The 22,161-nt window shown below is 72.2% G+C and carries 21 protein-coding genes, 1 tRNA gene and 1 pseudogene; 4 read left to right on the plus strand and 19 right to left on the minus strand.

What is annotated here, in order from left to right; all coding sequences use genetic code 11:
* The 6 genes from ACSNOH_RS21520 to ACSNOH_RS21545 all read right to left on the minus strand — a co-directional run.
* The coding region (locus ACSNOH_RS21520) for a hypothetical protein (protein ID WP_436723046.1) at window positions 1-324 on the minus strand (324 nt) is incomplete at its 3' end.
* Between the two features lie 220 nt (window positions 325-544).
* Entirely contained in the window at window positions 545-1,747 is a 1,203-nt protein-coding gene (cbiE, locus tag ACSNOH_RS21525) for a precorrin-6y C5,15-methyltransferase (decarboxylating) subunit CbiE (RefSeq protein ID WP_436723047.1), read from the minus strand.
* Window positions 1,748-1,864: 117 nt separating this feature from the next.
* Window positions 1,865-2,506 (minus strand): GNAT family N-acetyltransferase, encoded by a 642-nt coding sequence (locus tag ACSNOH_RS21530; RefSeq protein WP_436723048.1) that lies wholly within the window; start codon window positions 2,504-2,506, stop codon window positions 1,865-1,867.
* Between the two features lie 183 nt (window positions 2,507-2,689).
* Window positions 2,690-3,565, minus strand: a complete 876-nt coding sequence (locus tag ACSNOH_RS21535) for a MetQ/NlpA family ABC transporter substrate-binding protein (protein ID WP_436723049.1) — start codon at window positions 3,563-3,565, stop codon at window positions 2,690-2,692.
* 141 nt (window positions 3,566-3,706) lie between these two features.
* Window positions 3,707-4,483, minus strand: coding sequence for a methionine ABC transporter permease (locus ACSNOH_RS21540; RefSeq protein ID WP_436723050.1), 777 nt, complete (start codon window positions 4,481-4,483; stop codon window positions 3,707-3,709).
* Window positions 4,480-5,583 carry a methionine ABC transporter ATP-binding protein gene (locus tag ACSNOH_RS21545; RefSeq protein WP_436723051.1) on the minus strand — a complete coding sequence of 368 codons (1,104 nt, stop codon included), beginning with the start codon at window positions 5,581-5,583 and terminating at the stop codon, window positions 4,480-4,482. Before ACSNOH_RS21545 ends, ACSNOH_RS21540 begins: the two co-directional genes overlap by 4 nt.
* 567 nt (window positions 5,584-6,150) lie before the next feature.
* On the opposite strand from ACSNOH_RS21545, the gene ACSNOH_RS21550 reads away from it, so the two are divergent.
* Window positions 6,151-6,510 carry a hypothetical protein gene (locus ACSNOH_RS21550; RefSeq protein ID WP_436723052.1) on the plus strand — a complete coding sequence of 120 codons (360 nt, stop codon included), beginning with the start codon at window positions 6,151-6,153 and terminating at the stop codon, window positions 6,508-6,510.
* Window positions 6,511-6,512: 2 nt separating this feature from the next.
* Window positions 6,513-6,941 (plus strand): hypothetical protein, encoded by a 429-nt coding sequence (locus ACSNOH_RS21555; RefSeq protein WP_436723053.1) that lies wholly within the window; start codon window positions 6,513-6,515, stop codon window positions 6,939-6,941.
* On the opposite strand, the pseudogene ACSNOH_RS21560 reads toward ACSNOH_RS21555, so the two are convergent.
* The 3 genes and pseudogenes from ACSNOH_RS21560 to ACSNOH_RS21570 all read right to left on the minus strand — a co-directional run.
* Window positions 6,938-7,507 (minus strand): annotated as a pseudogene (locus ACSNOH_RS21560) (GNAT family N-acetyltransferase); the annotation flags it as partial. The gene ACSNOH_RS21555 and the pseudogene ACSNOH_RS21560 sit on opposite strands and share 4 nt — an antisense overlap.
* A 72-nt stretch (window positions 7,508-7,579) precedes the next feature.
* A complete protein-coding gene (locus ACSNOH_RS21565; protein ID WP_436723054.1) occupies window positions 7,580-8,098 on the minus strand; it encodes a sigma-70 family RNA polymerase sigma factor in 519 nt (172 codons plus the stop codon).
* A 174-nt stretch (window positions 8,099-8,272) separates the two neighbouring features.
* Window positions 8,273-9,457, minus strand: coding sequence for a glycerophosphodiester phosphodiesterase (locus ACSNOH_RS21570; RefSeq protein WP_436723055.1), 1,185 nt, complete (start codon window positions 9,455-9,457; stop codon window positions 8,273-8,275).
* Window positions 9,458-9,690: 233 nt separating this feature from the next.
* On the opposite strand from ACSNOH_RS21570, the gene ACSNOH_RS21575 reads away from it, so the two are divergent.
* Window positions 9,691-10,368, plus strand: a complete 678-nt coding sequence (locus tag ACSNOH_RS21575; RefSeq protein ID WP_436723056.1) for a lysophospholipid acyltransferase family protein — start codon at window positions 9,691-9,693, stop codon at window positions 10,366-10,368.
* Window positions 10,369-10,432: 64 nt separating this feature from the next.
* Here ACSNOH_RS21575 and ACSNOH_RS21580 read toward each other — a convergent pair whose 3' ends face one another.
* From ACSNOH_RS21580 to ACSNOH_RS21600, 5 genes are all read right to left on the minus strand, one after another.
* A complete protein-coding gene (locus ACSNOH_RS21580; protein ID WP_436723057.1) occupies window positions 10,433-11,263 on the minus strand; it encodes an alpha/beta fold hydrolase in 831 nt (276 codons plus the stop codon).
* A 272-nt stretch (window positions 11,264-11,535) separates the two neighbouring features.
* On the minus strand, window positions 11,536-13,086 hold the full coding sequence (locus tag ACSNOH_RS21585; protein WP_436723058.1) for an MFS transporter: 1,551 nt from the start codon (window positions 13,084-13,086) through the stop codon (window positions 11,536-11,538).
* A complete protein-coding gene (locus ACSNOH_RS21590) occupies window positions 13,083-13,649 on the minus strand; it encodes a TetR/AcrR family transcriptional regulator (protein ID WP_436723059.1) in 567 nt (188 codons plus the stop codon). The genes ACSNOH_RS21585 and ACSNOH_RS21590 overlap by 4 nt, the downstream gene beginning before the upstream one ends.
* Before the next feature lie 79 nt (window positions 13,650-13,728).
* Entirely contained in the window at window positions 13,729-15,177 is a 1,449-nt protein-coding gene (argH, locus tag ACSNOH_RS21595) for an argininosuccinate lyase (protein WP_436723060.1), read from the minus strand.
* 92 nt (window positions 15,178-15,269) lie between these two features.
* Window positions 15,270-16,466 (minus strand): argininosuccinate synthase, encoded by a 1,197-nt coding sequence (locus tag ACSNOH_RS21600; protein WP_436723061.1) that lies wholly within the window; start codon window positions 16,464-16,466, stop codon window positions 15,270-15,272.
* Window positions 16,467-16,668: 202 nt separating this feature from the next.
* Here ACSNOH_RS21600 and ACSNOH_RS21605 point away from each other — a divergent pair.
* Window positions 16,669-16,745, plus strand: a tRNA-Pro gene (locus ACSNOH_RS21605).
* A 97-nt stretch (window positions 16,746-16,842) separates the two neighbouring features.
* Here the strand turns inward: ACSNOH_RS21605 and ACSNOH_RS21610 are convergent.
* The 5 genes from ACSNOH_RS21610 to argJ form a co-directional block, all read right to left on the minus strand.
* Window positions 16,843-18,045, minus strand: coding sequence for an amidohydrolase family protein (locus ACSNOH_RS21610; protein ID WP_436723062.1), 1,203 nt, complete (start codon window positions 18,043-18,045; stop codon window positions 16,843-16,845).
* 132 nt (window positions 18,046-18,177) lie between these two features.
* Entirely contained in the window at window positions 18,178-18,720 is a 543-nt protein-coding gene (locus tag ACSNOH_RS21615) for an arginine repressor (RefSeq protein ID WP_030365252.1), read from the minus strand.
* Between the two features lie 7 nt (window positions 18,721-18,727).
* Window positions 18,728-19,924: an acetylornithine transaminase gene (locus ACSNOH_RS21620; protein WP_436723063.1), complete on the minus strand. Its 1,197-nt coding sequence runs from the start codon at window positions 19,922-19,924 to the stop codon at window positions 18,728-18,730.
* Complete coding sequence (gene argB, locus ACSNOH_RS21625; protein ID WP_436723064.1) at window positions 19,921-20,868, minus strand: acetylglutamate kinase; 948 nt, start codon at window positions 20,866-20,868, stop codon at window positions 19,921-19,923. The genes ACSNOH_RS21620 and argB overlap by 4 nt, the downstream gene beginning before the upstream one ends.
* Window positions 20,865-22,019: a bifunctional glutamate N-acetyltransferase/amino-acid acetyltransferase ArgJ gene (argJ, locus tag ACSNOH_RS21630; RefSeq protein WP_436723065.1), complete on the minus strand. Its 1,155-nt coding sequence runs from the start codon at window positions 22,017-22,019 to the stop codon at window positions 20,865-20,867. Before argJ ends, argB begins: the two co-directional genes overlap by 4 nt.
* Window positions 22,020-22,161: the final 142 nt, after the last annotated feature.

The following is a 22,161-nucleotide window of genomic DNA, read 5'->3' on the forward strand; positions in this document are numbered from 1 at the left end:
CACGAGAGCGGCGGGCGCCGGGGGCGTGCGGACGTCGCCGTAGTCGACGGAGCCGGTGTCGCGCCCGCCGCTCTCGTGCGTGCCGCCCTGGACGGCCGGCTGTTCCATCCACGCGCCCTGGGCGCCCGGCATCAGCAGGAGGTCGTCCTCGTCGGCGCCGTCGGCGTCCGTGCCGTCCTCGTGGTCGAGGAAGGTGAACGCGGCCGGAGCGGCCGGGGCGCCGGGGTCGGCAGGGGCTACGGCCTCCGTGGGGAACGGGTGGCCGGGCAGCGCGCCTGCGTTCTCCGGCTGTCCCTCGCCCGGGAACTGGCCGGTGTCGGTCATGCGTACCCCTCGCCCATCGGTAGTGCTCCTTCCAACCGCTCACGCCCATAGTCAAGAACGAGCGTCCGTGCCTCGCGGCACGTTGTGCACCGCCCGCCCCTACCTTGCCGTGCTCCCGCCAAGGGGAGGGCGCGTTCGGGACATTGGCGACTGTGGTGTCGGACACCGAAGGGGCGGTACAACGATCTGCCAGCCTACCCCCAGCCCGGCCCGCCGGGGATCACAGGTGGGTGCGGCGTCCGCTCAGCAGGAAGGCGACGGAGCGTTCGCGCTCGGTCCAGGCGGCGGGGTCGAGCTCCACGGCCTGGAGCAGGGTGCACTCGACGCCGTAGCCGCCTTCGGCGAGGGCGCGGCCGACGGCTTCGGCGTCGTCGCGGGTGGCGGCGTGGGCGACGATGCGCTCGGGTCGGCGGGCGGCGGCGGCCGCGACGACGGGGGGGCCGCCGCCGCCGACGCGGACGACGTCGGGTTCGGGGAGGTCCTCCAGGACCTGGGGGGCGGTGCCGTGGACGACCTGGAGCTGGACGCCGTAGCGGCGGGCGACGGCGGTGGTGCGGGCACACGCGTCGGGGTCGCGGTCGACGGCGATGACGGCGGCGCCGAAGCGGGCGGCCTCGACGGCGGCGGCGCCGCAGCCGGAGCCGATGTCCCAGACGAGGTCGCCGACGCGGGGGCCGAGCCGGGCGAGTTGGGCGGCGCGCAGCTCGGGGGCCTCGCCCTCGCCGAGGTCGCTGCCGTAGGCGTCGGCGGGCAGGGCCCAGCCGCGGACGGCCGGCGGGTAGCCGGGGTCGCGGCCGGCGATCCAGCCGCCGCCGGCGCCGCTGCCGCCGATGACGATGACGACGTTGGGGTCGCGCCAGTGGTGGTCGGGGGCCTTGTCGGAGGTGAGGACGGTGACCTGCTCGCGCTCGGTGCCGAGCTCCTCGCAGATGACGAAGGTGCGGTGGACGTCGCCGAGGAGGAGGGCGAGCTCGGCGGGGCCGGCGCCGGGCGAGGTGAGGACGGCGACCTTGGGGTGGGCGCGGCAGACGTTGACGGCGCGGCGCAGGTCGCGGCTGTGGGCGACGACGACCTGGGCGTCGTCCCAGGGCATGCCGGCGCGGGCGAAGGCGGCGGCGACGGCGGAGACGGCGGGCACGACCTCGACCTCCAGCCCGTGCTGGGGGGCGCGCAGGGTGCGGACGACGCCGAAGAAGCCGGGGTCGCCGTCGGCGAGGACGACGGCGGAGCCGCGGTGGCCGGCGATGCGGCGGGCGGCGAGGTCGACGCTGCCGAGGCGGACGCGCTCGGCGGCGGGCGGCACTTCGGGCAGCGCCAGGTGGTGGGCGGCGCCGGCCACGAAGGTGGCGGCGGCCAGGGCGGAGCGGGCCGCGTCCGTGAGTGGTGAGCCGTCGCACCCGATCACCGTGACCCGGTCGGCCATCGTCGTCATTCTCCTGGGCTTGTCGGTGGGTCTGCGGTGGTGCCCGTCGGCGGGCAGGGTGAGCGTACCCCGTGCTGGTCCGGACCTTCCGGCTCCGCTTCGGGACCCGGCCGTCCGTCAGGACCAGTCGCGGAAGGCCCCGGCGTACCCGGGGTCGCCGGCGGGCTGTTCGCGCAGCTCGTCGAGGTCCTCGGGCAGGAGGCTCCAGACGATGAGGTCGGAGCGGAGCTCGGTCCAGCTCCCGTCCTCGGTGCGGCCGCGTCCTATCCAGGCGTTGCGCAGCACTCCCTCGCTGATGCAGCCGATCTTCTGGGCGACCTGCTGGGAGGCCGTGTTGTCGGCGGCGGTGCGCAGCTCCAGGCGCTCGAACTTCTGGTCGTTGAAGAGCCACTCGGCGACGGCGAGGACGGATTCGCAGGCGTAGCCCTCGCCGCGGGCCCAGGGGGCGATGACGTAGCCGGCCTCGGCGGAGAGGGCGCGCCAGTCGGTGTGGTGGAGGTGGACGCAGCCGACGAGGCGGTGGGTGAGGAACTCGGTGACCGCAAAGACGATTCCGCGCCCGGAGGTGCGCTCGGCGGGGGCTTCGCGCAGGGCCCAGTCACGGGCGTGGGCGGTGGTGTAGGGGTGGGGTACGGAGGTCCAGGCGGTGACGAGCTCGTCGCTCATCATCTCGGCGAGCGCGGGCACGTCCTGGGCCTCGAACGGGCGCAGCACCAGCCGGTCCGTACTGATGGAGATGTCCGGGAAGGTGGATGTCATGTGCTGCTCCAACGCCGGGGAGGTGGGCTCGGGACGGGGCGGTCCGGGCTCGGGTGCACCAGCATGCAGCATCGATGCGTGCGTGCGCCAAGCGCGTCGGGCCCGCGCACGTCGTCGCGTGCGCGGGGCCTGGGGCCACAGGGGCGGTTGTGGTGAGGGAAGGTGAGGAAGGGACGGCCGGGGTCAGCCCTTCACGGCGCCGAAGGCGGGGAGGACGGCACCGTTGCTGAACTTCTGCTCGATGAACTTCTTCACCTCGTCGGAGTTGAGGAGCTTCGCGAGCTTCTCGACGCGCGGGTCGGACTCGTTGCCCTTCTTCACGGCGAGGAAGTTGGCGTAGGGGTTGCCGTCGGCCTTCTCCAGGGCGATGGCGTCCTTGGCCGGGTTGAGCTTGTGGCCGATGGCGAAGTTGCCGTTGATGACGGCGGCGTCGACGTCGGCGAGGCGGGAGGGGATCTGCGCGGCCTCGAGCTCGGTGAACTTGATGCCCTTGTCGTCCTTGATGTCCGACAGCTTGGCGGCGGCGCCGACGCCGTCCTTGAGGACGATGACGCCGTTGTCGGCCAGCAGCTTCAGGGCGCGGCCCTCGTTGGTGGCGTCGTTGGGCACGGCGATGGTGGCGCCGCTGCCGAGGTCGCCGGCCTTCTTTACCTTTTCGGAGTACAGGCCGAGCGGCTCGATCTCGACGTTGACGACCGGGACGATGTCCGTCTTGTTCTTCTTGTTGAAGTCGTCGAGGTACGGCTTGTGCTGGAAGAAGTTGGCGTCGACCTCGCCGTTCTGCGTGGCGGTGTTGGGGAGCACGTAGTCGTTGAACTCCTTCACCTCCAGCTTCAGGCCGGCCTTCTCCGCGAGGTTGTCGCGGACGTAGTTGAGGATGTCGCCGTGCGGGGTCGGGCTGGCGGCGACGACGAGCTTGGCCGCCGGGTCGGCGTCCTTGCCCTTCTTCGACGAGCTGCCGGAGGAGGAGGTGTCGGACGGAGCGCTGCACGCGCTCAGGCCGAGGGTGAGCGCGGCGGCGGCCGCGAGGGCGGCGGTGAGCTTGACGGTGGTACGCACGAAGAGTGCCCCTCTTTCTGGTTTTCCTGGGTTCACGAGGTGTTGCGCCCGGCAAAGGGTCCGGGCTCGTGGTTCTGCGGTGAGGGGCGAAGAGCCCCTCGGTGCCAGGCCTGATCAGCTCCGATCAGGAAGTCTTGGGGTTCAGGAGGACTTGACGGCCTCCGGCGCCTCGGCCTGGGCCGGGACGGTCGCCACGGGCTTCGCGGCGACCCGGGCGGGGGCCCACAGGCGGCGCAGCCCCACGGGGGCCGCCTGCCGTCCGCCGCGCCGGGCGAGGGTCCGTACGACGAGGTCGCCGGCGAGCTGGACGAGGGTGACGATGACGATGAGCAGCACGATGGTGATGTTCATCAGGTCGGTCTCGGAGCGCTGGTAGCCGTAGACGATGGCCAGGTTGCCGAGGCCGCCGCCGCCGACTGCGCCGGCCATCGCGGAGTAGCCGATGAGGGCGATGACGGTGGTGGTCAGGCCGGCGATGACGGAGGGCAGCGCCTGCGGGAGCAGCACCTTGAAGATCACGGTCCAGGTGCCGCCGCCCATGGACTGGACGGCTTCGACGAGGCCGTGGTCGACCTCGCGCAGCGCGGTCTCCACCAGCCGGGCGAAGAACGGGATCGCGCCGATGGCGAGGGCCACGACGGCCGCGCTGGGCCCGATGGAGGTGCCGACCACGAAGCGGCTGAAGGGGATCAGCCACACCATGAGGACGATGAAGGGCAGCGAGCGGCCGAGGTTGACGACCACACCGACGATCTTGTTGACCACGACGTTCTGCAGCAGGCCGCCGCGGTCGGTGAGGACCAGCAGGATGCCCAGCGGAAGGCCGCCGAGGATGGTGTAGACGGTGGACCACCACACCATGAAGAGGGTGTCGAGACACGCGTCGCGCAGCAGGGGCTGCATCTCGGCCCAGGTCACTTGGCACCATCCTTCAGGAGCGCGCCGGCCGGAGCCGGTTCTTGCACGTCGGCGACGTCCACCTGCAGCCCCTGCTCGCGCAGGAAGCCGATGGGGACGACGTTCTCCTCGAAGCGGCCGGGCAGCTCGATGCGCATCCGGCCGACCTGCTTGCCGCAGACGGTGTCCATTGCGGCGCCCAGGATCGAGATGTCGATGTTGTACGTACGGGAGAGTTGGGAGATGACCGGCTGCGTCGCGGCGTCGCCGTGGAAGGTGACGTCCACGACGGTGCGGTCCGGGCCGGAGGGCTCGCCGCCGACCGGGAAGAGCTCGGCCGCGAGCTCGGAGCCGGGGGTGGCCAGGAGTTCGGAGACGGTGCCGGACTCCACGACGCGGCCGCCCTTCATCAGGGCCGCGGAGTCGCAGATCGTCTTGACGACCTCCATCTCGTGGGTGATGAGGAGGACGGTCAGGCCGAGCTGCTGGTTGAGGTCGCGCAGCAGCTGCAGGATGGAGCGGGTGGTCTCCGGGTCGAGCGCGGAGGTCGACTCGTCGGAGAGCAGCACCTTGGGGTCGCCGGCGAGGGCGCGGGCGATGCCCACGCGCTGCTTCTGGCCGCCGGAGAGCTGGCCGGGGTAGGCCTTGGCCTTGTCGGCGAGGCCGACGAGGTCGAGCAGTTCGAGGGCCTTGCGCTCGCGCTCCTTGCCGGAGACGCCGAGGATCTCCAGGGGCAGCTCGATGTTGGACTGCACGGTCCGCGAGGACAGCAGGTTGAAGTGCTGGAAGACCATGCCGATGCGGCTGCGCGCCTTGCGCAGCTCGGCCCCGGCGCGGTTGCCGCGCCCGGCGAGGGCGGTGAGGTCCTGGCCCGCCACGGTGACCGTGCCGGTGGTGGGACGCTCCAGGAGGTTGACGCAGCGGATGAGGGTCGACTTGCCGGCGCCGCTCTGACCGACGACGCCGTACACCTCGCCCTCCCGCACGTGGAGGTCGACGCCGTCGAGGGCGGTGACCTCGCGGCCGCGTGAGCGGTAGACCTTTGTCAGGCCCGTAGTGGTGATCACAGGGGTTTCCGTCACTGTCGAGTGCGCGGCGGTGAGGGGGCCGGGCACGGGCATTCATTGCGGAGCGCGGCATAGGGTGCCCCGGCGGGCGCGAGCGGGTCGCGGCTTCGGGGGATCCTGGTGACGCTGGGCGGAGCCGTCCGGTCCGGTGGGACACGGGACGCGGGCTCTACGGGTCTCGCTTCGGGGCGCGAGGCACGGAACGGGGGCCCTCAGCGGTCACACATTCGACACATGCAACGAGCAGCGCCGGGCGTCGTCATCGCCTCGGTCGCACAGGTGCGGCTGCTCGTCGTGGTCATGCAGGAAGTAAAACAGACAGGCGTGCGAGTCGGCCAAGCCTGTCCGAATAGCGGACGTGAGTGGCCGGTACGTGGACGCACCACCCACCCGTAAGTGATCTTCAAGCCACTCGGCGACCGCCGGTGACCTGCGCGGACGTACCCGGAGATCCATTGCCGCGCGTCCCTCCTCCGCGCGCCGCGCGCTCCCGGTGTGGTCAAGGCCACGACCCGGCGGCGCCCGCCGCGGGGGCGAGCGCGGCGTCCCCGCGACGGGCCATTAAAGTCGTCCCATGCTTGTCCAGCCCCATCCGCACGCCCCGGCAGCGCGGTGGCCACGGTGATCGACGCACTGACGCTCGCGGTCGGCGTGACCGCCCTCGCGCTGGCCGCCTGGTGCGGCTTCGCCTTCTCCCGGGACCAGTCCACCAAGGACTGGCACTTCATCGGCATGGCCGTGGTGACCGTCCTGGCGGTCGCCCAGCTCGTCGTCGGCGTGGTGCGGCTGGCCGGCGGCGACAAGCCCGAGCAGGGCACCGCCATCTTCCTGGCCTATCTCATCGGCTCGGCCGCGGCCGTCCCCGCCGCGGGCTTCATGTCGCTCGCCGAGCGGACCCGCTGGGGATCGGCCACCGTGGCCGCCGGCGGCGTCATCCTCGCCGTGCTCGAAGTGCGGCTCTACGACATCTGGGGAGGCTGACCGTGACCGAACCGACCACCTCCGCGAAGCCGGGATTCAACCTCGGCGAAGGGCCCGGCCGGCTGCTGGTGTGGCTCTACGGCGTCTTCACCGTCGCCGCCGCCTCCCGCTCGGTCGTCCAGATGATCCTGGACTTCGGCCGGGCGCCCCTGGCCTACGTGCTGTCCGCCGTCGCCGCCGTGGTGTACGCCTTCATCACGTACTCCCTCGTCCGCGGCGGCCCCGCGGCCCGCAGGGCGGCCCTGGTGTGCTGCGCCGCCGAGCTGGCCGGCGTCCTCGTCGTCGGCACGTGGACGCTCGTCGCGCCCTCGTCCTTCCCCGACGCCACCGTCTGGTCGGACTACGGCATGGGCTACCTCTTCATCCCGGTCATCCTGCCGGTGACCGCGATGGTGTGGCTGCGCCGCGCGGCGCAGCCACAGGCCGGCTAACGGCTCGTCGCGAGCGCCGCTTCGGCGGCTCCCCCTCGGGCGCCGGGCACCGGCTCCGCGGGCGCCTCCCCCGCCGGTTCCTTCTCCAGCGTCACCAGCGTCAGCTTGCGCGTGACCTGCTCGGTGGACACCTGCGCGTACCCCCACTTGCGGTACAGGCGCAGGTTGCCCTCGTTGCGGTGGCCGGTGGCGAGCCGGAAGCGGGTGGCGCCCTGCGCCGCCAGCCGCGCCTCGACCGCGGCGAGCAGCCGCCCGCCCAGGCCGTGCCGCTGCATGCGGGGGTGCACGATCATCCCCGAGATCACCGCCGTGCCGTCCGGTCCGGCCGCGCCGCGCACCGAGCCCACGACCTCCTCGCCCAGCCTGGCCACGAGCACGCAGCCCGCCGCCAGTTCGCCGCGCAGCTCGGCGAGGGTCTGGGTGAGCGGAGCGATGGAGTAGTCGCCGTAGAGCTCGGCCTCGCCCTGATAGCAGAGGTACTGGAGTTTGAGGATCTGCTCGGCGTCGTGATCGGTCGCCGCAGAGATGGTCACGCTCATGCCCATGTGCCCACGCCTCCCCTTTTTCGGTTCGGTTCGCCCTGATCCGCCCTGGCAGGAGCCGTCGCGGGTGCACGTCGCCTCCGTGGCGCCGGCCGTCTACCGCTCCTTTCCCCGGGGTTCAGGAGCCGCAACCTCCGCCGTCAGCATTCTGCGCAGGCATCCCAGGCAACGGGAACGTACGGGCCCCAAAGATCCTTGTGACATTCCCAACTCGCCTGCGATTTCCCGGTAGGTCGGGTCCTTCCGGGACAGCAGGGCCGCCAGCAGACGGGGGCACCGGCCGGGCAGGCGGCGCACGGCGGCGCGCAGTGCCCTGCCCTCTTCGGCGGCGAGCACCTGCTGTTCGACACCCGTGTCGGGGCCGCCCGGCGGCTCGCCGTGCGTGGGGTCGTAGAGCACCTCGCGCCGGGCGCGGCGGCGCTCGGCGCGGGCCTCGGCCCGGACGGTCGCCCGCAGGCGGCCCGCGGAGACGATGGTGCGGCCGTCGCTGAGCAGCCGCAGCCAGACGCTCTGTTCGAGATCGGCGGCGTCGGTCCCGGCGACGGCGGCCGCCTCGGCGGCGCACTCCGCCTTGAGCAGGGGACTCAGCCGGGTCAGGAGATCGCTCTGCGTCATGCGGTGCGTGACGTGTGCGCTTGCCGCGCCGGTTGCCGGTGTTGCGGGTTATCACCCGTCCGGGTGGCGCCGTTGCGGCGGCAACAGGTTCTGCACCGGCAGAACCATTGTTGCCGCCGCAACGGCGGGATGTCCCACGGACGTGCCCGGCGGTGCCGGACCGGCCTCAGGGGGTCAGCCCTTCAGGAACGCGTCCCGCGCAAGCGCCGCGCTGTCGCAGTTGTCCGAGAAGATGCCGTCGATCCCCGTCGCGAAGTACGTCTTGAACGCCGCGAGCGCGTCGCCGTAGCCGTTGGGGTCGGTGCCGCGCCGGAAGTCCGCCGGCAGGAAGCTGTTCTCGTTGCGCATGGTGTACGGGTGCAGGATCAGCCCCGCGGCGTGCGCGTCGCGGACGAGCGTCGTCGGCTTGGTCAGCTTGTCGTTCTTGTCCCGCGGGATGATCAAGTTCAGCCAGGGGCCGATGCCCTGGGCGAAGCCGGAGACCCACTTAAGGCCCTTGGGCGTGATGAGGTCGGCCACCGTCCGCGGGTCCTTGGCCTCGACGAAGTCCCACGGCTGCGTCGTGAGGTCGTCCAGCAGCAGCACCTTGGGGCAGTCGACGCCCAGCCGGCCGAGCCGCTGCAGGCTGCTCGGTTCGAAGGACTGCAGGAAGGTGTAGGCGTTGCGCCCCGAGTGGTTGTAGCGGCGCAGCAGCTTGGCGAGCCGCTCCTCCAGGCCGAGGCCGGCCTTGCGGAAGTAGGTGGGGTGCTTGGTCTCGACGTGCAGCCAGATGCGCCGGCCGCGCTTGCGGCCCTGCTCGTCGGCCCACTTCAGGACCTCTTCGAAGGTGGGCACCTGCCACACGCCGTCGTAGAGGGTGTTGTGCTGCCGGTTGCCGGGGATGCGCTCCTTGGCGCGCAGCGTCTTGAGCTCGGCGAGCGTGAAGTCCTCGGTGAACCAGCCGGTGTGGGCCTCGCCGTCGACGGTCTTCGTCGTCCTGCGGGAGGCGAACTCGGGGCGGGAGGCGACGTCCGTCGTGGCGGTGATGTCGTTCTCGTGCCGGCAGACGAGGTGCCCGTCCTTGGTGGGGACGACGTCCTGCTCGATGACGTCCGCGCCGTTGTCGAGGGCGAACTGGTAGGAGCCGAGGGTGTGCTCGGGGCGGTAGCCGCACGCGCCCCGGTGCCCGATGACGGTCGGCACCGGCAGGTCCTTGTACGACCCGCCCGCCGGGCCGCCGCCGTGGCCCCGCGTCGCCGGGGCGGCGGCGGCCGCGGCCGCCGCCGTGCCCGCGCCGCCGCCGAGGACGACCGCTCCCGCTCCGAGGGCCGCGGCGGCCCCCAGAAGGGTGCGCCTGCCCGGCCGCTGCTCCTGATCCATGAACGCTCCTTGCTGCTTGCGGGTCCCGGCGCCGGTCGGGCGCCTGTCGGACGCGCAGATCGTAAACACGTACGACTTCCGTCTGTGAAGACGAAAGACAAACGGCGTGCAAACTCACGTCAACACTCCGTATCGCCACCCCCTACCCGGGGTGCGCGCGGGCCATACCGGCGAGTATGGTCAGCCCCTGCGCAGGCATGCGCCGCACCGACCACCACGACCGGAGGGCCCCGTTGTCCCGCATCTTGCTCAAGGCGTTCCTCGGATTGCTCATGCGCGTCCTGTACCGCCCCAAGGTGGAGGGCACGGAGAACATCCCCGGAAGCGGGCCGGTCATCCTCGCGGGCAGCCACGTGACGTTCGTCGACTCGCTCTTCCTGGCCCTGGTGGTCAAGCGGCAGGTGTTCTTCATCGGCAAGGACGAGTACGTCACGGGCAAGGGGGTCAAGGGCCGGCTCATGGCCTGGTTCTTCCGCAGCTCCGGCATGATCCCGGTGGACCGCGACGGCGGCCACGGCGGTGTCGCGGCCCTGATGACCGGCCGCCGGATCCTCGACGAGGGCAAGGTCTTCGGCATCTACCCCGAGGGCACCCGCTCCCCCGACGGCCGTCTCTACCGCGGCCGCACCGGCATCGCCCGCCTCGCGCTGATGACGGGCGCGCCGGTGGTGCCGTTCGCGATGATCGGCATGGACAAGGTCCAGCCGGGCGGCAAGGGGATGCTGCACCTCGCCCCCGTCACGGTGCGCTTCGGCGAGCCGCTGGACTTCTCCCGCTACGAGGGCATGGACCGCGACCGCTACATCCTGCGTGCCGTCACCGACGAGGTGATGAGTGAGGTCATGAGCCTGTCGGGCCAGGAGTACGTGGACGTCTACGCGACCAAGGCCAGGGCCTCCAAGGCCGCCTGACGCCACGTCACCCGGTCGCACCCGGCCGATCACCGGCCGGCGGCCGCTTCGGGAGCGGCGCCGCCTAGCCCAGGCTGATGCAGGTGGGGTGGAAGGCCGGGTCGGCCGGTCCCTTGCGTCCCAGTGCGTTCAGGACCCACTGGGCGACGACCGGGTCCTTGGTGGCCTGGTCGTGCATGAAGAGGTCGAGCTTGCACTTGTCCTGCAGGACGACGTTGGTGACGCGCTCGGCCGGGCCGCTGAGCAGGGCGCTGGTGTAGGGGATGACGACCTCGTCGTAGCGCGTGGTGACGACGGTGTAGTCGGGCCCGGCCGGCGCCTCCTCGCCCTCGTTGAGCTTCTTCATCAGGTCCGAGCCCCAGCGCTGGTCGGTGCAGGACGGGCAGATCGTCCAGCCGGCCGCGATCGCGAGGGGGTTCTTCGTGCCGTGGTTGGACGGCACGATGCCGACGAGGTCGTCGACCTTGTCCGCGCCGCCCAGGAACTTCACGTAGTAGCGCGGCATCATGCCGCCCTGGCTGTGGCCGACGATGTCGACCTTCTTCGCGCCCGTGGCGCCCCGCACGGCCTCCACGAAGTCGCGCAGCTCGGCGGCCGCCTGCGGGATGGGGGCGGTCTCCCCGTTGCCGTAGTTGAAGGCGAAGACGCAGTAGCCCGCCTCCTTCAGCTTCGGGGAGAGCGCGGACCAGTTCTCGGCCATGAGCTTGAAGGTGCCGTTGACCAGCACGACGGGCTCCGGGTGCGCCGAATCCGGCTTGCACGACCAGTCGTTGGCACCCTTCGGCGGGATGTCCAGGACGGAGGCGGAGGCCGGGGAGGCGGCGAGGCCGGTGAGGCCCAGGGCCGCGGTGGCCGCGGCGGCGAGCAGGAGTCTGACCGTTCTGCGGAGGCGCATGGGGGGTGTCCTTTGGCAACGGGACGGCGGGGTGGGCCGCCGACTTGAACCGAACCACGTTCGGCAATGCCGACCGATGGTCGTGATCGTCGCCGGGACATCAGGATCACGTCAAGGGGACTTGTTTTCGACGTATGTCACACGGGCCGGGGCTTGCCGCCCCGGCCCGTCGTGCGCTTTGCTCATGTGAGCTCTATCCGGCTCAATGCGGTGAGCGCGGTTCCGTTTGCCGTACCCGTACGCGGGCCGGCTTGCCGTACCCACGCAGCGGATCAGCCGCCGTACCCCTCCTCCAGCTTCTGCCCCCGCAGCAGGAACCACGCGGCGGCGGCCGTCGCCAGCAGCACCACCGCGCCGACGCCGGAGGCGATCCGCAGGCCCTCCACGAAGGCCTCCTGCGCGGAGGCGAGCAGGTCCGCGCCCTGGGCGGGCGGCAGGGCGGCCGCCGACTCGACGGCGCCGCCGAGGGACTCGCGGGCCTCGCCCGCGGCCGCCGCCGGCACGCCGCCGGGGACGGTGAAGTCCCGGTAGACGCCGGTGACGATCGAGCCGAGGAGCGCGATGCCGAGCGCGGCGCCGAGCTCGTAGGCCGTCTCCGAGACGGCCGAGGCGGCGCCCGCCTGCTCCCTGGGCACGCTGGAGAGGATCACGTCGGCCGTGACGGTGAAGGAGAAGCCCGCGCCCACCCCGACGACCAGCAGGACCGCGCCGAGCAGCGGGTAGGACGTGCCGGACTGCAGCCAGACGAGCACGGCGAGGGCCAGGCCGATGGCCGCGAGCCCGCCGGCCACGACCGAGCGCACGGAGAACCGCCGGGCGGCCCGCCCCGCGAGCAGCCCCGCCACGACCGCGCCGACCGCCGCCGGCAGCTCGGCGAGCCCCGCCTCCAGGGGGTTGCGCCCCTGGACGAGCTGGAGGAACTGCGACAGGAAGAAGACCATGCCGGACAGGCCGAGGACGGTCAGCAGGTCGGCCAGCACCGCGCCGGAGAAGCCCCGGTTGTGGAAGAGGCGCATGTCCAGCAGCGGCGAGGCCAGCGTGAGCTGGCGGCGGACGAACCACACCAGCGCCGCGACGCCGACGGCGCCCGCCGCGGCCACGTCCCAGCGCGGCCCGTGCGTCGCGCCCTCCTTGATCGCGTAGACGACGGCGATGACGCCGGCCATGGACAGGGCCACGCTCAGCAGGTCCCACGGGCCGGGCGAGGGGTCGCGGGACTCGGGCAGCAGCTTGATGCCGACGAGCACCAGCACGGCCATCACCGGCAGGTTGATCAGGAAGACCGAGCCCCACCAGAAGTGGCCCAGCAGGAAGCCGCCCACGACGGGCCCCACCGCGGCGCCCGCCGAGGCCATGGCGCCCCAGATGCCGATGGCCAGGCTGCGCTCCTTGGGGTCGTGGAAGATGTTGCGGATGAGGGCGAGCGTGGAGGGCATCAGCGTCGCGCCCGCGACGCCCAGCAGGGCCCGGGCGGCGATCATCATCTCGGGGCTGGTGGCGTACGCGTTCAGCACGGACACCGCGCCGAACGCCACCGCGCCGCTGAGCAGGAGCTTCTTGCGGCCGATGCGGTCGCCGAGACTGCCCATGGAGACGAGCAGGCCGGCGATGACGAACGAGTAGACATCGCCGATCCACAGCAGCTGGGTGCCGGAGGGGCGCAGGTCCTCGCTGAGGAAGGGCGTCGCGAGGCCGAGGACGGTCGCGTCGACGGCGACGAGCAGGACGGCCAGGGCGAGGACCGCGAGCGCGAGCCAGCGTCCGGGGCGGGGCGTCTCGGCGGGGGCCTCCGCGGTCAGCGGGCCGCCGGTGGTACCGGTCACCGTTTCATCCTCCGCTCGGTCCCGGCCCTTCGCTCGGCGCCGCCGAGGAGCAGCTCGGCGACCATGCGGGGCATGTCCTTGGCGGCCACGCGCCGGTCCTGGACGGCCCAGGCGCCGGTGCCGATCAGGCCGTAGAGGGCCTCGGTGAGCCAGGCGGGCGTGAGGTCGAGGCGGAAGGCGCCCTCCTCCTGGCCGCGCCGGAAGAGCTCCTGGACCCGGGCGTCGAGGCGGTTCCAGCCCTCGTTGGTGCCGTTCTCGTACAGCTGGTTCTCGGTGAAGAGGAAGGCGAGCATGCCGGCGACGGGCTCGGCCTCGTCGATCAGGCGGCGGACGGCCCCGGCAGCGTCGCCCTGCTCGATCCGGGCCGCGTCCAGGGCCTGCCCGAACTGCTCGATGCCCAGCTCCTCCAGGGCGCGTACGAGCGCGTCGCGCCCGGCGAAGTGGCGGTGGAGGGTGGCGCGGCCGATCCCCGCGGCCTTGGCGATCTCGTCCATGGAGGCGGTCGCCTTGCGGGTGAGCAGGGCGGCGGCCTCTCTCAGCACATGGTCCCGGTCAACACTCATGGGACGACGATAACCCGAATGAGACGAGGATGTCTCATTCGGGTTGCCGACGTCTCAGGGATCGGGCATCAGGGCTGCGTCAGCCCCGCTTCGCCTCCGCCCACTCCCGCTGGACCGCGAGGTCGGCCTTGACCTCACCCAGCTGGACCGCGACCGCGGAGGGCGCGGTGCCGCCGCGCCCGCTGCGCGAGGCCAGCGCGCCGGGCACGCTCAGGACCGAGCGGACCTCGGGCGTCAGGTGCGGCGAGATGGCGGCGAACTGCTCGTCGGTGAGCTCGTCGAGCTCGATGCCCGCGGCCTCGCACTCCTTGACGCACTCCCCCGCCACCTCGTGCGCCACACGGAACGGCACGCCCTGCTTGACGAGCCACTCGGCGATGTCGGTGGCCAGCGAGAAACCGGCGGGGGCCAGTTCCTCCATCCGGGCGCGGTTGACCGTGAGGGTGGCCATCATCCCGGTGAAGGCCGGCAGGAGGACCTCCAGCTGGTCGCAGGAGTCGAAGACCGGCTCCTTGTCCTCCTGCAGGTCGCGGTTGTAGGCGAGCGGCAGGGCCTTGAGGGTGGCGAGCAGGCCGGTGAGGTTGCCGATGAGCCGCCCGGACTTGCCGCGGGCCAGCTCGGCGATGTCCGGGTTCTTCTTCTGCGGCATGATCGACGAGCCGGTCGAGAAGGCGTCGTGGAGGGTCACGAAGGAGAACTCCTTCGTGTTCCAGATGATGACCTCCTCGGCGATCCGCGACAGGTCGACGCCGATCATGGCCGTGATGAAGGCGAACTCCGCGACGAAGTCCCGCGAGGCCGTCCCGTCGATGGAGTTGCCGGACGAGCCCCGCTCGAAGCCGAGGTCGGCGGCGACCGCCTCCGGGTCCAGCCCGAGGGAGGACCCGGCGAGCGCGCCCGAGCCGTACGGCGAGACGGCCGTGCGCTCGTCCCACTGCCGCAGCCGCTCGGCGTCCCGCGACAGCGCCTGGACGTGCGCGAGCACGTGGTGGGCGAAGAGCACGGGCTGGGCGTGCTGCAGGTGCGTCCGCCCCGGCATGGCGACGTCCGGGTGCGCCTCGGCGAGGCCGACGAGCGCCTCCTGGAGGTCGGCGATCAGCCCGCCGATGATGCGGGCGTGGTCGCGCAGGTACATCCGGAAGAGGGTGGCGACCTGGTCGTTACGGGACCGCCCGGCGCGCAGCTTGCCGCCGAGGTCGGGGCCGAGCCGCTCCAGCAGGCCGCGCTCCAGGGCGGTGTGCACGTCCTCGTCGGCGACGGTGCCCGTGAAGGTGCCGGCGGCCACGTCGGCTTCCAGCAGCCCCAGGCCGTCGATCATCCGCTGGAGCTCGTCGTCGGTGAGCAGTCCGGCCTTGTGGAGCACGCGGGCGTGCGCGCGGGAGCCGGCGATGTCGTACGGGGCGAGCCGCCAGTCGAAGTGGACGGAGGCGGACAGCGCGGCGAGGGCCTCGGCGGGCCCGTCGGCGAACCGACCGCCCCAGAGACGTACGTCGCCGCCTGCGGCCTGGCTCTGCGGGCCCGTGGTCATCGTGCTGCTCCTCTGCGTGGCGCGGGGCTGGGGTCCTCCCCGGCCGCGGCGGGCCGGGGAGGCGGAGGGACGTCGGGAGGGCCGGCCGCAGGTCAGACGGCCAGGTCCCGCTTGGCGGCGATCTTGCTCGACAGGCCGAAGATCTCGATGAAGCCCTTGGACATCGACTGGTCGAACGTGTCGCCCGTGTCGTACGTGGCGAGGTTGAAGTCGTAGAGCGACTTCTCGGACTTCCGGCCCGTGACGACGGCCCGGCCGCCGTGCAGCGTCATCCGGATGTCGCCGGAGACGTGCTCGTTGGCCTCGGCGATGAAGCCGTCCAGGGCCCGCTTGAGCGGGGAGAACCACAGGCCGTCGTAGACCAGCTCGGTCCACCGCTGCTCGACCTGCCGCTTGTACCGGGCGAGCTCGCGCTCGACCGTGACGGCCTCCAGCTCCTGGTGGGCGGTGATCAGCGCGATGGCGCCGGGCGCCTCGTAGATCTCCCGGGACTTGATGCCCACGAGCCGGTCCTCGACCATGTCGAGCCGGCCGACGCCCTGCGCGCCCGCCCGCTCGTTGAGCTGCTGGATCGCCTGCAGGACGGTGACGGGCTTGCCGTCGATCGCCACCGGGACGCCCTGCTCGAAGGTGATGATCACCTCGTCGGCCTCGCGAGGGGTGGCCGGGTTGGCGGTGTAGTCGTAGACGTCCTCGATCGGGGCGTTCCAGATGTCCTCCAGGAAGCCGGTCTCCACGGCCCGCCCGAAGACGTTCTGGTCGATGGAGTACGGCGACTTCTTTGTGGTGGCGATCGGCAGCCCCTTGGCCTCGCAGAAGGCGATGGCCTTGTCCCGCGTCATCGCGTAGTCCCGGACGGGGGCGATGCACTTCAGCTCGGGGGCGAGGGAGGAGATGCCGGCCTCGAACCGCACCTGGTCGTTGCCCTTGCCGGTGCAGCCGTGGGCGACGGTGGTCGCGCCGTGCTTCTTCGCGGCGGCCACGAGGTGCTTGACGATCGTGGGCCGGGAGAGCGCGGAGACCAGCGGGTACTTGTCCATGTAGAGGGCGTTGGCCTTGATCGCCGGGAGGCAGTACTCCTCGGCGAACTCGTCCTTGGCGTCGGCGACCTCCGCCTCCACCGCACCGCAGGCGAGCGCGCGCTTGCGGATGACGTCCAGGTCCTCGCCGCCCTGGCCGACGTCCACGGCAACGGCGATGACCTCGGCGCCCGTCTCCTCGGCGATCCAGCCGATGGCGACGGAGGTGTCCAGGCCGCCGGAGTAGGCGAGTACGACGCGCTCGGTCACGGGTTTCTCCTTACGATGCATTCGCTGATGGGTATAACTATGCACTCCACCGTATGGTTCGTCAACGGCTTCCGCGGGTTGCTTTGTGTGACAGCCCGGTCACGCGTGCGGGCTTCCGGACCCCGAATTTGGATCACGGCGCCAAACAGGATATTTTCTTGGTGCGCGCCCGACCGGGGAGAAACCCGGGAGGGACGGGCACCGGGACGTGGCGCAGTTTGGTAGCGCACTTGACTGGGGGTCAAGGGGTCGTGGGTTCAAATCCCGCCGTCCCGACCAGCGAATCATCGCAGGTCGGAAGCCGTTTCCTCGCTGAGCGAGGGAGCGGCTTCCGTCGTTTCCGGGCCCTCCCCGGCGCCGCGCGGAGCGGGGCGGGCTACCCCCGGGCCACCCGTGTCCCCTCGCGGAAGACCGCGGTCACCGCGTGCACGGCCGTGATGTCGGCGAGCGGGTCCCCGGCGACGGCCACGAGGTCCGCGTCGTAGCCGGGGGCGATGCAGCCCTTGCGGCAGGCGACGCCGCAGGCGCGGGCCGCGGCCGAGGTCGCCGCGCGGAGCGCCTCCAGCGGGGTGAAGCCCATCTCCACCATGGCGGCGATGCCGTACGGATGGCTGCCGTGGGCCTTGACCGGGAAGATCCCCGAGTCGCTCCCGCACACCACGCCCACGCCCGCCTCGCGCATCGCGGCCAGCCCGGCGACGAGGCCGGGGATGCGGCGGGCGATCCGCGGCGGGAGCGGCGGGCCGCCGGGCAGGGAGCCCAGGGTGAGGGAGGCGACCACGCCGAGGCGCACCATGTCGTCGAGCACCCGCCGGTCGAAGTCCACGCCCGGGTCGTCCTCGGCGCTGTCGCCGGTGAGCTCGGTGACGAAGAAGCAGTGCTCGACCATGTCGAAGCCGGCGGCCACGGCGTCGGCGATGCCGGCCGCGGAGTGTGCGTGCGCGGTGGCCGGCAGCCCGTGCCGGTGGGCCTCGCGCACGGCGGCGAGCAGCTCGGCGTGGTCGTACTGCACGTGGAAGGGGTCCGAGCCGGGGGTGAGGTCGCCGCCGGTCACCATCACCTTCACGACGTCCACGCCGCGCGCGGCCCGCTCCCGTACGGCAGCCCGGATGCCGTCGACGCCCTCGGCCCGGCCGCCGAGGAACCAGCAGTGGCCGCGGGCGGTCGTCAGCGGCGGGCCGGAGGCGAGCACGGTGGGCCCGGCCGTGGGGTCCTTGGCGGTCTCCTCCCGGATGCGCAGCGCCAGATATCCCCGGTCCCCCAGGTCGCGGACGGTCGTCACGCCCGCGGCGAGGGTCGCGCGGGCCGCGGCGCGCATGCGGTCGAGCAGCTCCTCGTCGCCGGCGCGCCGCAGCCGCCCCACGACGTCCTCGCTCGCGTCGAAGGCGAGGTGGACGTGGGTGTCCACCAGCCCGGGGAGCAGCGTCGCCTCGCCCAGGTCCACGAGCCGGGCCCCGGCGGGCACGCTCGCGCCGGGCACCACTGCGGCGATCCGCCCGCCCTCCACCAGCACCGCGGGCCGTTCGACGCTCGCCGGGCCTATCCCGTCGAAGAGCTTCGCCGCGCGGATCGCCAGCATGTGTCCTCCCTCGCCCCATGCCTGCTGTTGGGCCGGTGTTCACGAGGCGGACGCCCGCGCCCCTCGTCATCCTGCCCACGCCTGCGGCGAGTTCACGCGTCCGGGCGCGTCCGGAGGCATCCGGACGGCCCGTCAGCGCTCCTTCTGAGCCAGCCTCAGGAGGTGGTCCGCGAGGGCCTGGCCGCCCTTGGGGTCGCGGCTGATGAGCATCACCGTGTCGTCGCCGGCGATGGTGCCGATGATCTCGTGGACGCCGGCCTGGTCGATCGCCGACGCGAAGAACTGGGCGGCGCCCGGCGGCGTGCGCAGGACGACGAGGTTGGCGGAGGCCTCCGCCGAGATCAGCAGCTCGCCCGCCAGGCGGGCCATGCGGGCCTCGGTGGCGGACTCGCCGAGCGGGGCCCGGGGCGTGCGGTCGCCGCCCTCGGAGGGGACGGCGTAGATCAGCTCGCCGCCGGTGTTGCGGATCTTGACCGCGCCCAGTTCGTCGAGGTCGCGGGAGAGCGTCGCCTGGGTGACGGACAGGCCGTCGTCGGCGAGCAGCTTGGCGAGCTGGCTCTGCGACCGGACCGCCTGCCGGCCGAGGATGTCCACGATCCGGCGGTGGCGGGCGGTACGGGTTTGCGGTACGGCCTGTCCGCCGTGGAACGGCTCCGGCTCCTGCGCCTGGGTCATCGTCTCGTCAGTCTCCGCTTCGTCGTTCCCCGGGAGCAGCGGCGTCCAGGACACCCGGCAGTGCCCGGAGGAACGTTTCCACCTCATCTTCGGTGATGACCAGCGGCGGGGCCAAACGCACCACGTCGGGTGCGACCGCGTTCACCAGAAGGCCGGCGTCCTGTGCTGCCTGCTGCACCTTCGGTGCAAGGGGCTCGGAAAGGACAATACCCAGCAGCAGGCCCGCGCCACGGACGCGGTCGACGAGGGGGTGGCCGAGCGCAGCGATCCCGTCACGCAGCCGCTCCCCCGCCGCCGCCACGCGGGCGAGGATCCCCTCGGTCTCCAGCGTGTCGATGACGGCCAGCGCGGCGGCGCACGCGACGGGGTTCCCGCCGAAGGTCGAGCCGTGCTGACCGGGCGTCAGCAGGTCGGCGGCCGCGCCGAAGGCGAGGGTCGCGCCGATGGGCAGGCCGCCGCCGAGGCCCTTGGCGAGGGTGACGACATCGGGCTCGACGCCCTGTGCTTGATGCTCGAACCAGTGGCCCGTGCGGCCGATACCTGTCTGGATCTCGTCCAGGACGAGGAGGGTTCCGGTGGCGCGGGTGATCTCGCGGGCGGCGGCCAGGTAGCCCGGGGGCGGGACGACGACGCCGCCCTCGCCCTGGATCGGCTCCAGCACGACGAGTGCGGTGTCGGTGGTGACGGCCGCCCGCAGCGCCTCCTCGTCCCCGTAGGGGACGTGGGTGACGCCGGCGGGCAGCGGCAGGAACGGGTCCTGCTTGGCGGGCTGGCCAGTCAGCGCCAGCGCGCCCATCGTGCGGCCGTGGAAGCCGCCGGTGGCGGCGACCATGTGCGGCCGCCCCGTCCGCCGCCCGATCTTGAAGGCGGCCTCGACGGCCTCCGCGCCGGAGTTGGCGAAGTACACGCGCCCCGGCCGGCCCGCGAGGGCGAGGAGCCGCTCGGCGAGGGCGACCGTCGGCTCGGCGGCGAAGAGGTTGGAGACGTGGCCGAGGGTGGCGATCTGCTCCGACACCGCCCGCACGACCGCCGGGTGGGCGTGGCCGAGGGCGTTGACGGCGATGCCGCCGACGAGGTCGAGGTACGCCTTGCCGTCGGCGTCCCAGACCGTGCTGCCCTCGCCGCGGAGCAGGGGGACGCGCGGGGTGCCGTAGTTGTCCATCAGGGCGCCCTGCCAGCGCTCGGTGAGTTCCGCGTTGCTCACGGCTTCCGTCCTTCCTCTCCCGTTGCCACCGGATCGGGGACGACCATGGTGCCTATCCCCTCGTCCGTGAAGATCTCCAGCAGGATCGAGTGCTGGACGCGGCCGTCTATCACGCGGGCCGTGGTGACGCCGTTGCGCACGGCGTGCAGGCAGCCCTCCATCTTGGGGACCATGCCGCTCGCCAGGTCCGGGAGCAGCGCCTCCAGCTCGCTCGCGGTGAGCCGGCTGATGACCTCGTCGCTGTGCGGCCAGTCCTCGTACAGGCCCTCGACGTCGGTGAGGACCATGAGCGTCTCGGCGCCGAGGGCCGCGGCGAGGGCGGCGGCCGCGGTGTCGGCGTTGACGTTGAAGACGCCGTGGGCGTCGGCGTCGTCGGCGCTGCGGGCGACGGAGGAGATGACGGGGATGCGCCCGTCGTCGAGGAGGGCCTGGACGGCCCCGGTGTCTATGGCGGTGATCTCGCCGACGCGGCCGATGTCGACGCGCTCGCCGTCTATCTCGGCGTAGTGCTTCGTGGCGGTCATGGTGTGGGCGTCCTCGCCCGTCATGCCGACGGCGAGCGGGCCGTGCTCGTTGAGCAGCCCGACGAGCTCGCGCTGCACCTGCCCGGCGAGGACCATGCGGACGACGTCCATGGCCTCCGGGGTGGTCACGCGCAGGCCGGCCTTGAACTCGGAGACGAGGCCGAGCCGGTCGAGCTGGGCGCTGATCTGCGGGCCGCCGCCGTGCACGACGACGGGGCGCAGCCCGGCGTGGTGGAGGAAGACGACGTCCTGGGCGAAGGCGGCTTTGAGCTCGTCGTCGACCATGGCGTTGCCGCCGAACTTGATGACGACGGTCTTGCCGTGATGGCGCGTCAGCCAGGGCAGCGCCTCGATGAGGATGCGGGCCTTGGGCAGGGCGGTGTGCTTGCGGGTCGTGCCCGCGCTGTCCGTGGTCGTCATGAGGAGTAGGCGCTGTTCTCGTGGACGTAGTCGGCGGTGAGGTCGTTGGCCCAGATGACGGCGGTCTCGGAGCCCTCGGCGAGGTCGGCGGTGATCCGTACCTCCCGGTAGCGCATGTCGACGAGGTCGCGGTCGTCGCCGACGGAGCCGTTGCGGCACACCCAGACATCGTTGATCGCCACGTTGAGCCGGTCCGGATCGAACGCCGCGGACGTCGTGCCGATCGCGGACAGCACACGACCCCAGTTCGGGTCCTCACCGTGCAGCGCACACTTGAGGAGGTTGTTACGGGCGATGGACCGCCCGACCTCGACGGCGTCGTCCTCGCTGGCCGCGTTGATCACCTCGATCCGGATGTCCTTGCTCGCCCCCTCCGCGTCCCCGATCAGCTGACGCGCAAGGTCATCACACACGGCGCGGACGGCTTCGGCGAAGGCGTCCTGGGCGGGCGTGAGGCCGGAGGCACCCGAGGCAAGCAGCAGCACCGTGTCGTTGGTCGACATGCACCCGTCGGAATCGACCCGGTCGAACGTCGTCCGCGTCGCAGCACGCAGCGCCGCGTCGAGACCGTCGGAGTCGACATCGGCGTCGGTGGTCAGGACCACCAGCATGGTCGCCAGGCCCGGAGCGAGCATCCCCGCCCCCTTGGCCATCCCCCCGACCGTCCAGCCCTCCTCGCTCTGGACGACGGCGGTCTTGTGGACGGTGTCGGTCGTCTTGATCGCAATGGCCGCCTTCTCACCGCCGTGCGCGGAGAGCGCGGCCGCGGCCTTCTCGATCCCGGGAAGCAGCTTGTCCATCGGCAGCCGCACCCCGATCAGACCGGTCGAGGCGACCGCGATCTCGCCCGCGCTGTGCCCCAGCACCTCGGCGGCCTTCTCCGCGGTGGCGTGCGTGTCCTGGAAACCCTCCGGACCGGTACAGGCGTTGGCGCCACCGGAGTTCAGGACGACAGCGGAGACCTGACCGCCCTTGACGACCTGCTGCGACCACAGCACCGGCGCCGCCTTCACACGGTTGGCCGTGAACACGCCCGCAGCGGCCAGACGCGGCCCCTGGTTGACCACGAGGGCCAGGTCGGGGCTGCCGTTCTCCTTGATCCCGGCGGCGATGCCCGCCGCCGTGAAGCCCTGTGCTGCTGTGACGCTCACTGCATCTCCTCGATCGCCCGCTTGCTCGTTGTGTTGCTCGTCGTGTCGCTGGTTGCGTTCCTGGCCGTGTCGCACGGCACCAGCCGTGCCAGAAGGGTCGCGATGACCCGGCGCACACTCACGGCGCCACCCCCGCCACCCC

This window comes from Streptomyces sp. URMC 127, from assembly GCF_051386535.1.
In the GTDB taxonomy this organism is placed as follows: Bacteria; Actinomycetota; Actinomycetes; order Streptomycetales; family Streptomycetaceae; genus Streptomyces.